This is a genomic window from Pseudomonas sp. UF-293, assembly GCF_058245595.1.
In genome coordinates this window covers 17,483-31,852 of the sequence record NZ_JBSICA010000029.1, presented here as the reverse complement: position 1 = coordinate 31,852, position 14,370 = coordinate 17,483, and the positions used below count along the sequence as shown (strand labels likewise).

At 60.2% G+C, this 14,370-nt stretch carries 10 protein-coding genes and 4 tRNA genes; 12 read left to right on the top strand and 2 right to left on the bottom strand.

Going from position 1 to position 14,370, the window contains the following annotated elements:
- The first annotated feature begins 279 nt into the window (after nt 1–279).
- The 11 genes from uvrB (at nt 280) to AC4IHP_RS23035 (ending at nt 8,518) form a co-directional block, all read left to right on the top strand.
- The gene (uvrB, locus tag AC4IHP_RS23085) at nt 280–2,295 is read left to right on the top strand and encodes an excinuclease ABC subunit UvrB (RefSeq protein WP_016773919.1); all 2,016 of its coding nucleotides are present in this window, start codon (nt 280–282) and stop codon (nt 2,293–2,295) included.
- A gap of 215 nt (nt 2,296–2,510) precedes the next feature.
- Nucleotides 2,511–3,992, top strand: coding sequence for a glutamate--tRNA ligase (gltX, locus tag AC4IHP_RS23080; protein WP_397479065.1), 1,482 nt, complete (start codon nt 2,511–2,513; stop codon nt 3,990–3,992).
- 245 nt (nt 3,993–4,237) lie between these two features.
- Nucleotides 4,238–4,313: transfer RNA gene (locus tag AC4IHP_RS23075), tRNA-Ala, on the top strand.
- Nucleotides 4,314–4,392: 79 nt separating this feature from the next.
- Nucleotides 4,393–4,468: transfer RNA gene (locus AC4IHP_RS23070), tRNA-Glu, on the top strand.
- Between the two features lie 53 nt (nt 4,469–4,521).
- Nucleotides 4,522–4,597: transfer RNA gene (locus AC4IHP_RS23065), tRNA-Ala, on the top strand.
- Nucleotides 4,598–4,677: 80 nt separating this feature from the next.
- Nucleotides 4,678–4,753, top strand: a tRNA-Glu gene (locus tag AC4IHP_RS23060).
- Between the two features lie 181 nt (nt 4,754–4,934).
- Nucleotides 4,935–5,474 carry a TetR/AcrR family transcriptional regulator gene (locus AC4IHP_RS23055; RefSeq protein WP_039762033.1) on the top strand — a complete coding sequence of 180 codons (540 nt, stop codon included), beginning with the start codon at nt 4,935–4,937 and terminating at the stop codon, nt 5,472–5,474.
- Between the two features lie 30 nt (nt 5,475–5,504).
- Nucleotides 5,505–6,338 carry an alpha/beta fold hydrolase gene (locus AC4IHP_RS23050; protein ID WP_016773922.1) on the top strand — a complete coding sequence of 278 codons (834 nt, stop codon included), beginning with the start codon at nt 5,505–5,507 and terminating at the stop codon, nt 6,336–6,338.
- Between the two features lie 46 nt (nt 6,339–6,384).
- The gene (locus tag AC4IHP_RS23045) at nt 6,385–6,822 is read left to right on the top strand and encodes an acyl-CoA thioesterase (protein WP_122610307.1); all 438 of its coding nucleotides are present in this window, start codon (nt 6,385–6,387) and stop codon (nt 6,820–6,822) included.
- A 173-nt stretch (nt 6,823–6,995) separates the two neighbouring features.
- A complete protein-coding gene (locus AC4IHP_RS23040; protein WP_490832845.1) occupies nt 6,996–7,955 on the top strand; it encodes a tRNA dihydrouridine synthase in 960 nt (319 codons plus the stop codon).
- Between the two features lie 119 nt (nt 7,956–8,074).
- Nucleotides 8,075–8,518, top strand: a complete 444-nt coding sequence (locus AC4IHP_RS23035; protein WP_039762036.1) for an Hsp20 family protein — start codon at nt 8,075–8,077, stop codon at nt 8,516–8,518.
- A 49-nt stretch (nt 8,519–8,567) separates the two neighbouring features.
- Here AC4IHP_RS23035 and AC4IHP_RS23030 read toward each other — a convergent pair whose 3' ends face one another.
- Nucleotides 8,568–11,846, bottom strand: a complete 3,279-nt coding sequence (locus AC4IHP_RS23030) for a PAS domain S-box protein (RefSeq protein ID WP_490832844.1) — start codon at nt 11,844–11,846, stop codon at nt 8,568–8,570.
- Between the two features lie 63 nt (nt 11,847–11,909).
- Nucleotides 11,910–12,800, bottom strand: coding sequence for a LysR family transcriptional regulator (locus AC4IHP_RS23025; protein WP_285409039.1), 891 nt, complete (start codon nt 12,798–12,800; stop codon nt 11,910–11,912).
- A gap of 139 nt (nt 12,801–12,939) precedes the next feature.
- On the opposite strand from AC4IHP_RS23025, the gene leuC reads away from it, so the two are divergent.
- The gene (leuC, locus tag AC4IHP_RS23020) at nt 12,940–14,370 is read left to right on the top strand and encodes a 3-isopropylmalate dehydratase large subunit (RefSeq protein WP_041478531.1); all 1,431 of its coding nucleotides are present in this window, start codon (nt 12,940–12,942) and stop codon (nt 14,368–14,370) included.

The window sequence follows — 14,370 nt, the reverse complement described above, 5'->3', positions numbered from 1 at the left end:
TAGAGCGGTGCACAAACGGGGAGCTAGTATAGAGGCCATCACCGCGCAATGGCGACAGGCGAATCGGCTTTTGCGGCAAGTTTTTCCGATTATTTCTTGACCGTTAGTCGATTGACTTTGTCAGATTCTTTACCGGATGTAGGACGTTTGCCTTGAAAGGTCAGGCAATCGCCACCACATTCAGCACAATCCAGGTTTTTTCTTGCGCGACATCGGTCGTTTGCGGTCGTCCTCGTGGTGCCCCGTCTGATGCGGAGCGCCGCGATTCCAGAGGTGTGTATGTCGGAATTCCAGCTAGTCACCCGCTTCGAGCCCGCCGGCGATCAGCCGGAAGCCATTCGCCAATTGGTTGAGGGCATTGACGCCGGGCTGGCGCACCAGACACTGCTCGGTGTGACCGGTTCGGGCAAGACCTTCAGCATCGCCAACGTCATCTCGCAGGTACAGCGTCCGACGCTGGTGCTGGCGCCGAACAAGACCCTGGCTGCGCAGCTGTACGGAGAGTTCAAGGCGTTCTTCCCGAACAACGCGGTGGAATACTTCGTTTCCTACTACGATTACTACCAGCCTGAAGCGTATGTGCCGTCGTCCGACACCTTCATCGAGAAGGACGCGTCGATCAACGACCACATCGAGCAGATGCGGCTGTCCGCGACCAAGGCGTTGCTGGAACGCAAGGACGCGATCATCGTCACCACGGTCTCGTGCATCTACGGTCTGGGCAGTCCGGAAACCTATCTGAAAATGGTCCTGCATGTTGATCGCGGCGACAAGCTCGATCAGCGCGCGCTCCTACGGCGCCTGGCCGACCTGCAATACACTCGCAACGACATGGATTTTGCCCGGGCGACGTTCCGAGTTCGCGGTGACGTGATCGATATTTTCCCGGCGGAATCCGATCTGGAAGCGATCCGCATCGAGCTGTTCGATGACGAGGTCGAGAGCATTTCCGCTTTCGATCCGCTGACCGGCGAAGTCATCCGCAAGATGCCGCGCTTCACTTTCTATCCGAAGAGTCACTACGTGACGCCTCGGGAAACCCTGCTCGACGCCATCGAAGGCATCAAGGTCGAATTGCAGGAGCGCCTCGAATACCTGCGCAGCAACAACAAACTGGTGGAAGCCCAGCGTCTGGAGCAGCGCACGCGTTTTGACCTGGAGATGATCCTCGAACTGGGTTACTGCAACGGCATCGAAAACTACTCGCGCTATCTGTCCGGGCGTCCGTCCGGCGCGGCACCGCCTACCCTTTATGACTACCTGCCCGCCGACGCCTTGCTGGTGATCGACGAATCCCACGTCAGCGTGCCGCAGGTCGGCGCGATGTATAAGGGTGACCGTTCGCGTAAAGAGACGCTGGTCGAGTACGGCTTCCGCCTGCCCTCGGCGCTGGATAATCGGCCCATGCGTTTCGACGAGTGGGAAGGGGTCAGCCCGCAGACCATTTTCGTTTCCGCGACCCCCGGCAACTACGAAGCCGAGCACGCCGGGCGTGTGGTTGAGCAGGTGGTGCGGCCGACCGGCCTGGTCGACCCGCAGGTTGAAGTGCGGCCGGCGCTGACTCAGGTCGATGACTTGCTTTCGGAAATCACCAAGCGCGTGGCGATCGAAGAGCGGGTGCTGGTCACCACGCTGACCAAGCGCATGGCCGAAGACCTGACCGATTACCTCGCCGACCACGGCGTGCGCGTGCGTTACCTGCACTCGGACATCGACACCGTGGAGCGCGTCGAGATCATCCGCGACTTGCGCCTCGGCGTGTTCGATGTGCTGGTCGGGATCAACCTGCTGCGTGAAGGCCTCGACATGCCGGAAGTGTCGCTGGTGGCGATTCTCGATGCCGACAAGGAAGGCTTCCTGCGTTCCGAGCGCTCGTTGATCCAGACCATCGGTCGCGCGGCGCGTAACCTCAATGGCCGGGCGATTCTCTACGCCGATCGCATGACCGGTTCGATGGAGCGCGCGATTGGCGAGACCGAGCGGCGCCGCGAGAAACAGATCGCTTTCAACCTTGAGAACGGCATCACCCCGAAAGGCGTGATCAAGGATGTTGCCGACATCATGGAAGGCGCCACCGTGCCCGGTTCGCGCAGCAAGAAGCGCAAAGGCATGGCCAAGGCCGCCGAAGAAAACGCCAAGTACGAAGCCGAACTGCGCTCGCCAAGCGAAATCACCAAACGCATCCGCGCGCTGGAAGAGAAGATGTACCAACTGGCGCGGGATCTGGAATTCGAGGCAGCGGCGCAGATGCGCGACGAGATTGCCAAGCTGCGCGAGCGATTACTGACCGTTTGATCTTCATCGCCTTGCCGGGCCTCTTCGCGAGCAGGCTCGCTCCCACAGAGCAATTGTGTATCCCTGTGGGAGCGAGCCTGCTCGCGAATGGCCTTCACACAATCGGCAGGCCTTAGGGCATCGGCTTAAATACCCTGCCCGCTGGAGCGGGGCGGGTGTCGCCTGTTACCATTCGCCGCTTGATTGTTCTGCTCTTCATTTTTTCGAGACAAGCCATGACCACCGTCCGCACTCGCATCGCGCCATCGCCTACCGGGGACCCCCACGTAGGTACCGCTTACATCGCATTGTTCAACTACTGCTTTGCCAAGCAGCATGGCGGTGAGTTCATCCTGCGCATCGAAGACACCGATCAGTTGCGTTCGACCCGCGAGTCCGAACAGCAGATCTTCGACGCCCTGCGCTGGCTCGGTATCGACTGGAGCGAAGGCCCGGACGTCGGCGGCCCGCACGGCCCATATCGGCAGAGCGAGCGCGGCGATATCTATCAGAAGTACTGCCAGCAACTGGTCGACATGGGCCATGCGTTCCCGTGCTTCTGCACGGCCGAAGAACTCGATCAGATGCGCGCCGAGCAAATGGCTCGCGGCGAAACTCCGCGCTACGACGGCCGCGCACTGCTGCTGTCGAAGGAAGAAGTCGCTGCGCGCCTGGCCGCTGGCGAACCACACGTGATCCGCATGAAAGTGCCGAGCGAAGGCGTCTGCGTGGTGCCGGACATGCTGCGTGGCGACGTCGAGATCCCGTGGGATCGCATGGACATGCAAGTGCTGATGAAGACCGACGGCCTGCCAACGTACTTCCTCGCCAACGTCGTCGACGATCACCTGATGGGCATCACTCATGTCCTGCGTGGCGAAGAATGGCTGCCATCGGCACCGAAACTGATTCTGCTTTACGAGTACTTCGGCTGGGAACAACCAGAGCTGTGCTACATGCCACTGCTGCGTAACCCGGACAAGAGCAAGCTGTCCAAGCGCAAGAATCCGACCTCGGTGACGTTCTACGAGCGCATGGGCTTCATGCCGGAAGCCATGCTCAACTACCTCGGGCGCATGGGCTGGTCGATGCCGGACGAGCGCGAGAAGTTCTCGCTGCAGGAAATGGTCGACAACTTCGACCTCAAGCGCGTTTCCCTCGGCGGGCCGATCTTCGACATCGAGAAATTGTCGTGGCTCAACGGCCAGTGGCTGCGCGATCTGCCGGTGGAAGAGTTTGCCGCGCGCGTGCAGAAGTGGGCGTTCAACTCTGAATACATGATGAAGATCGCGCCGCATGTGCAGGGTCGCGTCGAAACGTTCAGCCAGGTCGCACCGCTGGCGGGGTTCTTTTTCGCTGGCGGCGTTAACCCGGACGCCAAGCTGTTTGAGTCGAAAAAGCTCTCCGGCGATCAGGTTCGTCAGTTGATGCAGTTGATCCTGTGGAAACTGGAAAGCCTGCGGCAGTGGGAGAAGGACAGCATCACCGCGACGATCCAGGCGGTGGTCGAATCCCTCGAGCTGAAACTGCGCGATGCGATGCCGTTGATGTTTGCTGCGATCACCGGGCAGGCCAGTTCGGTGTCGGTACTCGATGCGATGGAAATCCTCGGCCCGGACCTGACCCGTTACCGTCTGCGTCAGGCGATCGACCTGCTGGGCGGCGTGTCGAAGAAAGAAAACAAAGAGTGGGAAAAGCTCTTGGGCGCCATCGCCTGATTGCTTTTGCTTCTTTGTAGGAGCTGCCGCAGGCTGCGATCTTTTGTTCTTGTTTTCAAAAGGCAAAGTCAAAAGATCGCAGGCTGCGCCAGCTCCTCCAGGTCCGCCCGCGTTGCAAACCTCCCGGTTTTACGGGGGAGGGCGGTAAGTGATTGTTATCCCGACAAAAAATTTTGAAATTTTTCAAAAATAAGTTTGACAGGCTTTCGATACGCCCTTAAGATTCGCCCCGTCCTCAGCGATGAGGGGCTATAGCTCAGCTGGGAGAGCGCTTGCATGGCATGCAAGAGGTCGACGGTTCGATCCCGTCTAGCTCCACCAATTTACACTTCAAGGTCTGGCCACACCGGCCTTGAAGCGATCAGCACTCAGCGTTGATCAGTTGTATAGAAGGGTTTGCGTCCCCTTCGTCTAGTGGCCTAGGACACCGCCCTTTCACGGCGGTAACAGGGGTTCGAGTCCCCTAGGGGACGCCAGTTTTACAGAAGTGATGTTGCAAGAGATCACTCCGCCGCGAGGCGAAAAATCCGGGGCTATAGCTCAGCTGGGAGAGCGCCTGCATGGCATGCAGGAGGTCAGCGGTTCGATCCCGCTTAGCTCCACCAATTTTACAGTTCAAGGTCTGGCCACACCGGCCTTGAATCGATCAGCTCTCAGCACTGATCAGTTGTATAGAAGGGTTTGTGTCCCCTTCGTCTAGTGGCCTAGGACACCGCCCTTTCACGGCGGTAACAGGGGTTCGAGTCCCCTAGGGGACGCCACGATTACCCGCTCTGCGGGATTTATAAGGGTCATTCAATTATTGAATGGCCCTTTTGTTTGTCTGGCGTTTGGCCAACTCTCCTTTTTCCTTACACTGCGCTTCAGACCAGCGGTCATATTCATGACTTGCGGAATATTATTATGCGAATAATATTCTAGTCGTAATATTCGGAGGCAACGATGAACGATAAAAAAGCTCAAACCCGCGAACGCATCCTCAAGGCTGCCAGTGCTGCGCTGATACAGCGTGGTCCGGCGGATCCTAGCGTGGGCGAAGTGATGGGCGCAGCCGGCCTGACTGTCGGCGGCTTCTATGCGCACTTCGAAAGCAAGGACGCAATGATGCTCGAAGCGTTCAAACAGCTGCTGGGCCGCCGTCGCGACCTGATTGCCGACATGGATGCCGATCTGACCGGCGAAGAGCGTCGAGCCTTGGTTGCCGCGTTCTACCTGTCGCGCAAACACCGGGATTCAAGCGACGCGGCGTGCCCGATTCCGGCTTCGATTGGTGAGTTGGGGCGTTTGCCGGAATCGTTCCGCATCGCGTTGAACGAGCATCTGGAGCTAATGGTCGCGCAACTGGCGGCCAGCCCCGAAGACACCGACAAGGCTCTGGCCGATGTTGCGCTGATGGTGGGGGGGCTGGCTCTGGCAAGAGCGCTGGGCCCGGGAGAGTTATCCGATCGATTGCTGCGCGCCGCCAAGTCGGCGGTGCGTTGACCTGAAGGCAACACGCCTGAGGAGAGAGCGATGAACGCGTTGAAGTGGGTTCGTGGCGTTAACGGTACCTTGGGCTGGTTTGCACCGAAACTGGTGGCGAGCAAAATGCGTCTGGCGTTCATGACGCCTCGCGCGCTACCGCTGCGGGACTGGGAGCTGCCGCTGCTGGCCAGCTCCGAACGCATCACGTTGCGCTTCGGCCTGTCGGCGCTGCGCTGGGGCCAAGGCCCTACGGTGCTGCTGATGCATGGTTGGGAAGGGCGGCCAACGCAATTCGCTTCGTTGATAAACGCTCTGGTCGATGCCGGCTATACCGTCGTCGCGCTCGACGGTCCGGCCCACGGTCGCTCCCCAGGGCGAGAAGCCAATGTCGTGCTGTTCGCCCGCGCCATGCTCGAAGCCGCTGCCGAATTGCCGCCGCTGCAAGCGGTTATCGGCCATTCCATGGGCGGCGCCAGCGCGATGCTCGCCGTGCAATTGGGCCTGCGCACCGAAACCCTGGTCAGCATCGCCGCACCGTCGCGGATTCTAGGCGTGCTGCGCGGTTTCGCGCGCATGGTCGGCATGCCGCCGCGCGCGCGTTCGGCGTTTATCCGCCAAGTCGAGCAGGACGTCGGCATGCGCGCCGCGACGCTGGACGTGGCCCACTATCAACTGGATATGCCCGGGCTGATCGTGCATGCCGAGGACGACAATTTTGTCTCGGTCAAAGAATCACAATTGATTCACGAAGCCTGGTTCGACAGCCGCCTGCTGCGCCTGGAAAGCGGTGGCCATCAACGCGTGCTGGCCGACCCTCGCGTGATTGATGGCGTGTTATCACTGCTCGCCGGTCGCAGCCTTCAAGCGCGCCAATCGGCCTGAGCTCCGTTACACTGCCCCGGTTGAATATTTTGACCGGGAGTGGGGTATGGGCTGGGATCGGGCAACGCCGTTTACCATTGATCTGCAAGTAGGCGCCGAAGACATCGACGGGCTCGGGCACGCCAATAACGCCGTGTACGTCACCTGGCTCGAGCGCTGCGCCTGGCGCCATTCGCAGCGCCTCGGCCTGGACCTGGTCGAATACCGGCGGCTGGACCGGGCAATGGCGGTTGTGCGCCACGAAATCGATTACCTGGCCGCCGCCTATGAAGGTGATGAATTGCAACTGGCGACCTGGATCGTTGATTGGGATCAGCGCCTGAAAATGACTCGACATTTCCAGCTCAAGCGCCCCAGTGACAACGCCACGCTGTTGCGCGCACAGACCACGTTTGTCTGCATCGAACTGTCGACCGGCAAGCCCAAGCGTATGCCGGCGGAATTTATCGAAGGCTATGGCCCGGCGATCCTGACTCCAGCCTGACCCGGTCTGGTAGGAGCTGCCGAAGGCTGCGATCTTTTGATTTTGCTTTTTGCGAATCAAGATCAAGATCAAGATCAAAAGATCGCAGCCTTCGGCAGCTCCTACAAGGGATCTGCGGTTTTGTGCGATATCCAGTAAACTGCCGCACGTTTTTCTTCAAGTAGTGTTTCCCCATGCAAATTGCTCTGGCGCCCATGGAAGGGTTGGTCGACGACATCCTGCGCGACGTGCTGACCCGCGTTGGCGGCATCGACTGGTGCGTGACCGAATTCATTCGGGTCAACGACCAGTTGCTCACCCCGGCGTACTTTCACAAGTTCGGCCCCGAGTTGCTCAACGGTGCCCGCACTGCGTCCGGTGTGCCGCTGCGGGTGCAATTGCTCGGTTCCGATCCGGTGTGCCTGGCGGAAAACGCTGCGCTGGCCTGCGAACTCGGCTCGGAAGTGATCGATCTCAACTTCGGCTGCCCGGCCAAGACCGTCAACAAATCCCGTGGCGGGGCCGTGCTGCTCAAGGAGCCGGAGTTGCTCAACCAGATCGTCGAGCACGTCCGTCGCGCCGTGCCGGCGCGTATTCCGGTTACCGCCAAGATGCGCCTGGGTTTCGACAGTCCTGACGGTTCGCTGGTCTGCGCCACGGCGCTGGCCGAAGGCGGGGCAGAGCACATCGTCGTACATGCGCGGACGAAAATGGACGGCTACAAACCACCGGCGCATTGGGAGTGGATCCCGCGTGTGCAGGACGTGGTCAAGGTGCCGGTGTTTGCCAACGGGGATATCTGGAGCGTCGAAGACTGGCGTCGTTGCCGCGAAATCAGCGGTGTCGAAGACATCATGCTCGGTCGTGGCCTGGTTTCTCGTCCGGATCTGGCCCGGCAAATCGCTGCCGCTCGGGCCGGCGAGGAGGTCATTGAAATGACTTGGGCCGAACTGATGCCGCTGATTCAGGACTTCTGGCTGCAGGCCAAAGCGCAGATGACCGCCCGGCAATCGCCCGGTCGTCTCAAGCAATGGCTGGCCATGCTGACGCGCAACTACCCGGAAGCCGCCGAGCTTTTCACCGTTCTGCGCCGCGAAACCGAGCCGGATCAAGTCTCGCGTCTGCTCGGATTGCCGCTCGTCGAGGCCGCATAAAAAATCTCAAAATAATCTCTTGAAATCAAAACAGCGGTCCCTATCTAAGGGTTACGCGATGCCGAATTCGGGTCGCGGAGACACAAAACCTTGCTGATTGTTTTCAGGAGATTTGAATCATGAGTACTGCATTTTCTCTCGCGCCACTGTTCCGTTCCTCGGTAGGTTTCGACCGTTTCAACGACCTGTTCGAAACCGCCCTGCGCAACGAGCCAGGCAGCAGCTACCCACCCTACAACGTCGAAAAACACGGTGATGACCAATACCGTATCGTCGTCGCGGCCGCCGGTTTCCAGGAAGAAGACCTGGACCTGCAAGTCGAGAAGGGTGTGCTGACCATCAGTGGCGGCAAGCGTGACACTGACGAAAGCGTCACGTTCTTGCATCAAGGCATCGCCCAGCGAGCCTTCAAGCTGTCGTTCCGTCTGGCCGATCACATCGAGATCAAGGACGCTGCCCTGCGCAACGGCCTGCTGAGCATCGACCTGCTTCGTGTGATCCCGGAAGAAGCGAAAGCCAAGCGCATCCCGATCAATGGAGCGCAGCAGCCCGTCCTGCAATAACGTCGGGCAACAAAAAGGGCGCCAGTGATGGCGCCCTTTTTTGTGTCCGCTATTCGAGCAGTTTTTTCAGATCCTCCAATCCCACCGGCCGGCTGTGCAGATAGCCCTGATACAAATGGCAGTCCAACCCCTGCAAAAACGCCAACTGCTCCGGCGTCTCCACGCCTTCGGCAATCACTTCCAATTCCAAGCTGCGCGCCATCGCGACAATTGCGCGAATAATCTCGGCAACATTGGAGTCGGTGGTCGCATCGCGGATGAACGACTGGTCGATCTTCAGGGTGTCTACCGGCAGACGCTTCAAATAAGTCAGCGACGAATAACCGGTGCCGAAATCGTCCATGGCGAAGCTCACGCCGAGCTTTTTCAAGCGGCGCATTTTGCTGATGGTGTCTTCCAGATTCTGGATGACGATGCCTTCGGTGATTTCCAGTTTCAGCAGCGAGCAGGGCAGGCCGTGGCTGATCATGCTGTGTTCGATGCGTTCGACGAAATCGTTCTGGCGGAACTGTCGGGGGCTGATGTTCACGCACAGGCTGAAGTTGAGCGGGTCGACCAGTTTCAGTGCGATCAATTGTTTGAAGGCGTTGCAGGCTTCATCGAGGATCCACGTGCCGACTTCGAGAATCAGGCCGCTGTCTTCCAGCACTTTGATGAATTCAGTAGGCGATTGCGCGCCGAGCTCGGGGTGATTCCAGCGCACCAGGGCTTCGGCGCCGATGATGCGGTTGTCGCGGGCATCGACCTGTGGCTGAAAGTGCACGTTGAACTCGCCGCGCGACAGCGCAAGACGCAGGTCGGTCTCCATACGCAGGCGTTCGCTCGCCGCTTTCTGCATGGTGTTGTGATACATCTGCGTGGTGTTGCGCCCGGAATCCTTGGCCCGGTACAGGGCGATGTCGGCGCGTTTGAGCAGGTCGGTCGGGGTCGAGCCGTGATCGGGGATCAGCGCGACGCCAATGCTCGGCGTCACTTGCAGGCGCTGGCCATCAAGGAACATCGGCTCCGAAAGCAATTCGCGAATGGTGTCGGCCAGCGCGCGCACTTGTTCGCTGACTTCACTGCGCGAACCTTCGAGGCCGCTGAGCAACACCACAAACTCATCGCCACCGAGGCGCGCCACCGTGTCTTCCATGCGCACGCTGGCTTCGAGCCGCGCGGTAATGATTTTCAGCACGGTGTCGCCGACCGGGTGGCCGAGGGAGTCGTTGATGTGCTTGAAGTGATCAAGGTCGAGAAACAGCAAGGCGCCACGCAGATTGTGGCGCTTGAGCAGGGCGATCTGCTGACTCAGGCGATCCATCAGCAGGGCGCGGTTGGGCAGGTTGGTCAGCGGGTCGTGATAGGCCAGGTGACGAATCTGCGCTTCGGCGTTCTTCAACAGGCTGACATCGCGCGCGGTCAGCAGCAGGCACGCGGTTTCATTGAGGGTGATCGGCTCGACCGAGACTTCCACCGTGAGCAATTCGCCGCGCTTGTTGCGCCCGAGCATTTCCTGATGATGCACGCGGCCCTTGATCTGCAGTTCGGCGAGCAAGGTCGAGCGTTGTTTCTCTTCGGCCCAGATCCCCACCTGATAAACGGTTTTGCCCACCACTTCGTCGGCGCGGTAGCCGGTGAGGCGACAGAAACCGTCGTTGACCTCCAGATAACGCCCGGTGTCGCGCTCGGTGATGGTGATGGCGTCGGGGCTGGAGTGGAACGCCTTGGCGAATTTTTCTTCGCTGGCCTTCAGCGCCGCTTCCGAGCGTTGTTGCTGGGTGATGTCGCGCAGGGTGGTGACGATGCACGGCTGGTCGCCGACGCTGATCTGCCGGCTGGAAATCACGCAGGTCAGCGACTGGCCGTCCTTGTGCTGAACCAGAATGGCCACGTTGCTCAGGCCTTGTTCGCGAATTACCCGTTCGATGCGTTGCAGGCTTTTTGCCGAGGCGTCCCACAGGCCGATCTCTTCGGCGGTGTGGCCAATCACATCGGCGGCGCTCCAGCCAAAGGTCTGGCTGAAGCTCGAGTTGATCTCGATGAATTCTCCGGTTTCCTGGCGCGTGACGCAGATCGGATCGGGGCTGACCTGAAACAGCGTGGCGAATTTCTCTTCCGAGGCCACCAGACGCTGCTCGCGCTCGACCTGATCGGTGATGTCCAGCAACGTGCCGGCCATGCGCAGCGGTGCGCCGTTGTCGTCGCGATAGAGACGCGCGCGGCTTTCCAGATAGCGCGAGCTGCCGTCGGGCAGTTGCACGCGATAGGTCAGTTGATAATTGCCGGCGGGGCCCTCGCGCAGGCTGCGGTAGGCGTCGCGCATGCTGTCGCGCTCCTCGCCCGGCACGCCTTCGAAAAACTCCTCGAATGATTCATGAAATGGGATCGGCTCGAGCCCGTGCAGTTGCGCGGCGCGCGCCGAGCCGTAAAGCATGCCGCTGGGGATGTGCCAGTCCCAGGTGCCGAGTTGCGCTGAATCCAGCGCCAGGTCGAGGCGTTCCTGGCTGTCCTTCAAGGCCAGTTCGGCGGCTTTGCGTTCAGTGGTGTCGAGGAATGTGCTGAGCAGATAGGGCTGGCCTTCGAGTTCGACCTTCTGCGCGCTGAGGATGCCGTCGTGCACCTGGCCGTTGCTGGCGCGGAACTGCACTTCCATGCTGATCAGCTCGCCCTTGGCTTTGGTTTTCTTCACCAGTTCGGCGCGTTGCTCGGGATGCACCCACAGGCCCAGTTCCAGGGTGGTGCGGCCAATTGCGCTTTGCACCGGCCAGCCGAACAGGCTTTCGAAATACTGGTTGGCCTCGCTGATCAGACCGTCATCCTGACGGGTCAGCAGAACCATGTTCGGGCACAGGTGGAAAAGTGTCGCGAAACGTTTCTCCGAGCTGCTCAGGGCCTGCTCGCGCTGGCGTTGGTGGGTGATTTCACGAATCACCCCGATCATTCGGGGCCGGCCGTTCTTGTCTGGCAGCAGGCTGCCGCTGATCTCCAGCCAGTGCAGGCTGCCGTCGGGCCAGCGGATGCGGTGATGCATCGCCTGCTCCAGCGGGGCGCCGGCAATCACCGCGTGGAAGGCACGCACGGTTTTCGCGCGGTCCTCCGGCGGCAACAGGTCGAGGTATTCAAGGTCTGCCGGAAGCGGCTGTCGTGGATCAAACCCGAACAACGCCTGAGTGCCCCGCGACCAACTGATCTGCCCGCGCTCGATGTCCCAATACCAGGCACCGAGCCGCGCGCCGTTGAGCGCGGCGAGCAATTGCGGCGCGCTTTCCCAGCTCTGCTCGGAGTGTCGCGGATCTACAGCCTGGATTCGCGGCATCGGCGGAATTCGGTCAACAGATTTCGGCATTGTCAGCGGGCCTTGAGCTGAGTGGCGTTAGGCACAGGAGCGGCTCTATAGGAGTAGCACAAGTCAGGCCGGAGTCCCTGGCCGATCGATCTGTGCATCCAGCAGGGCCATGAAGGCTCTTGCTGCATTCGATAGCGTCCGTTCGGTGTGCAAGATATAGCCTAGCTGGCGAGTGAGCTGTATGCCCGGCAATGCGATGCTTGCCACCTGTTCGTCGAGCATGGTGCGCGGCAGCACGCTCCAGGCCAGGCCAATGGAGACCATCATCTTGATGGTTTCCAGATAGTTGGTGCTCATGGCGATGTTCGGCGTGAGGCCTTGGGCTTCGAACAAACGCTGGACGATATGATGAGTAAAGGTGTTGCCGCCGGGGAAAACCGCCGGATGACCGGCAATGTCCGCCAGACTGACGACGCCGTTGTTGATCAGCGAATGCTCCGGGGCGACGACGAAATCCAGCGGGTCGTCCCATACCGGCGTGGCTTTGACCAGGGTATGCGGCTCTGGCGCGAGGGTGATGACCGCCAGTTCAGCGCGGCCGTGGAGAATTTCCTCGTAGGCAACTTCCGAATCCAGGAACTGAATATCCAGCGCAACCTGTGGGTAGCGGCGGGTGAACTCCCTTAATAGAGGCGGCAAACGGTGCAGGCCGATGTGGTGACTGGTGGCCAGGGTCAGGCGACCGCTGACTTCACCGGTCAGATTGGTCAGGGCGCGGCGGGTGTCGTCGAGCACATTGAGAATCTGATAAGCCCTCGGCAGCAGGGCGCGCCCGGCCTCGGTCAGGCCGACTTCTCGGCCCAATCGGTCGAACAGACGCACCTTCAATTGCTGCTCGAGTCCGGCAATGCGCTTGCTGATCGCCGGTTGTGTCAGATGAAGGCGTTCGCCAGCGCCGGAGAAGCTGCCGGTCTCGGCGATGGCAATAAAAGCGTTGAGGTTAGCCAAGTCCATGTCGCATTCCAGTTGGTTATCCAAAGCATAAAAAATATGAATTTGAGTTATTTAATCTAACCCCATAGGATCGGCCTCACAAGCCAAAGGGTTATTGATAAGCCCAGGGCATAGAAACAAGCTGATGAGGAACCGTCTGATGGCCGGCAAAACGCTCTACGACAAGCTCTGGGATTCGCATTTGGTCAAGCAGCGCGACGATGGCTCGGCGCTGATCTACATCGATCGTCACATCATCCACGAAGTGACTTCGCCGCAAGCCTTCGAAGGCCTGCGTCTGGCCGGGCGCAAGCCATGGCGCATCGATGCCAACATTGCGACCCCGGACCACAACGTACCGACCACCCCGGAGCGCAAGGGCGGCATCGAAGCCATTGCCGATCAGGTTTCGCGTTTGCAGGTGCAGACCCTCGACGACAATTGCGATGAATACGGCATCGTCGAATTCAAGATGAACGACGTGCGTCAGGGCATCGTTCACGTGATTAGCCCGGAGCAGGGCGCGACCCTGCCGGGCATGACCGTGGTTTGCGGCGACTCGCACACCTCGACCCACGGCGCATTCGGCGCATTGGCCCACGGCATCGGCACCTCCGAGGTCGAGCACGTGCTCGCCACCCAGTGTCTCGTCGCCAAGAAAATGAAAAACATGCTGGTGCGCGTCGAAGGCCAATTGCCGTTCGGCGTGACCGCCAAGGACATCGTCCTTGCGGTGATCGGCAAGATCGGCACCGCCGGCGGCAATGGCCACGCCATCGAATTTGCCGGCAGCGCGATCCGCGATCTGTCCGTCGAAGGCCGCATGACCATCTGCAACATGTCCATCGAAGCCGGCGCCCGCGTCGGCCTGGTGGCGGCGGACCAGAAGACCATCGACTACGTCAAAGGTCGTCCATTCGCGCCGAAAGGCGAGCAGTGGGACATGGCCGTCGAAGCCTGGAAAGACCTGGTTTCCGACGCCGATGCCAAGTTCGACACCGTGGTCGAGCTGGACGCTGCGCAAATCAAGCCGCAAGTCAGCTGGGGCACTTCCCCGGAGATGGTTCTGGCCGTTGATCAGAATGTGCCGGACCCGGCCAAGGAAATGGATCTGGTCAAGCGCGACTCGATCGTCCGCGCCTTGAAATACATGGGTTTGACCGCCAATCAGGCGATCACCGACATTCAGCTCGATCGCGTGTTCATCGGTTCCTGCACCAACTCGCGCATTGAAGACTTGCGCGCCGCTGCGGTGATCGCCAAGGGCCGCAAGGTCGCCTCGACCATCAAGCAGGCGATCGTCGTGCCGGGCTCGGGTCTGGTCAAGGCGCAGGCCGAAGCCGAAGGCCTCGACAAGATTTTCCTCGAAGCCGGTTTCGAATGGCGTGAGCCGGGCTGCTCGATGTGCCTGGCGATGAACCCGGACCGTTTGGAGTCCGGCGAGCATTGCGCGTCGACTTCCAACCGTAACTTCGAAGGCCGTCAGGGCGCCGGTGGCCGTACCCACCTGGTCAGCCCGGCGATGGCAGCGGCGGCAGCGGTGAACGGCCGGTTCATCGACGTTCGTGAATTGATCCAAGGAGCACAGTAA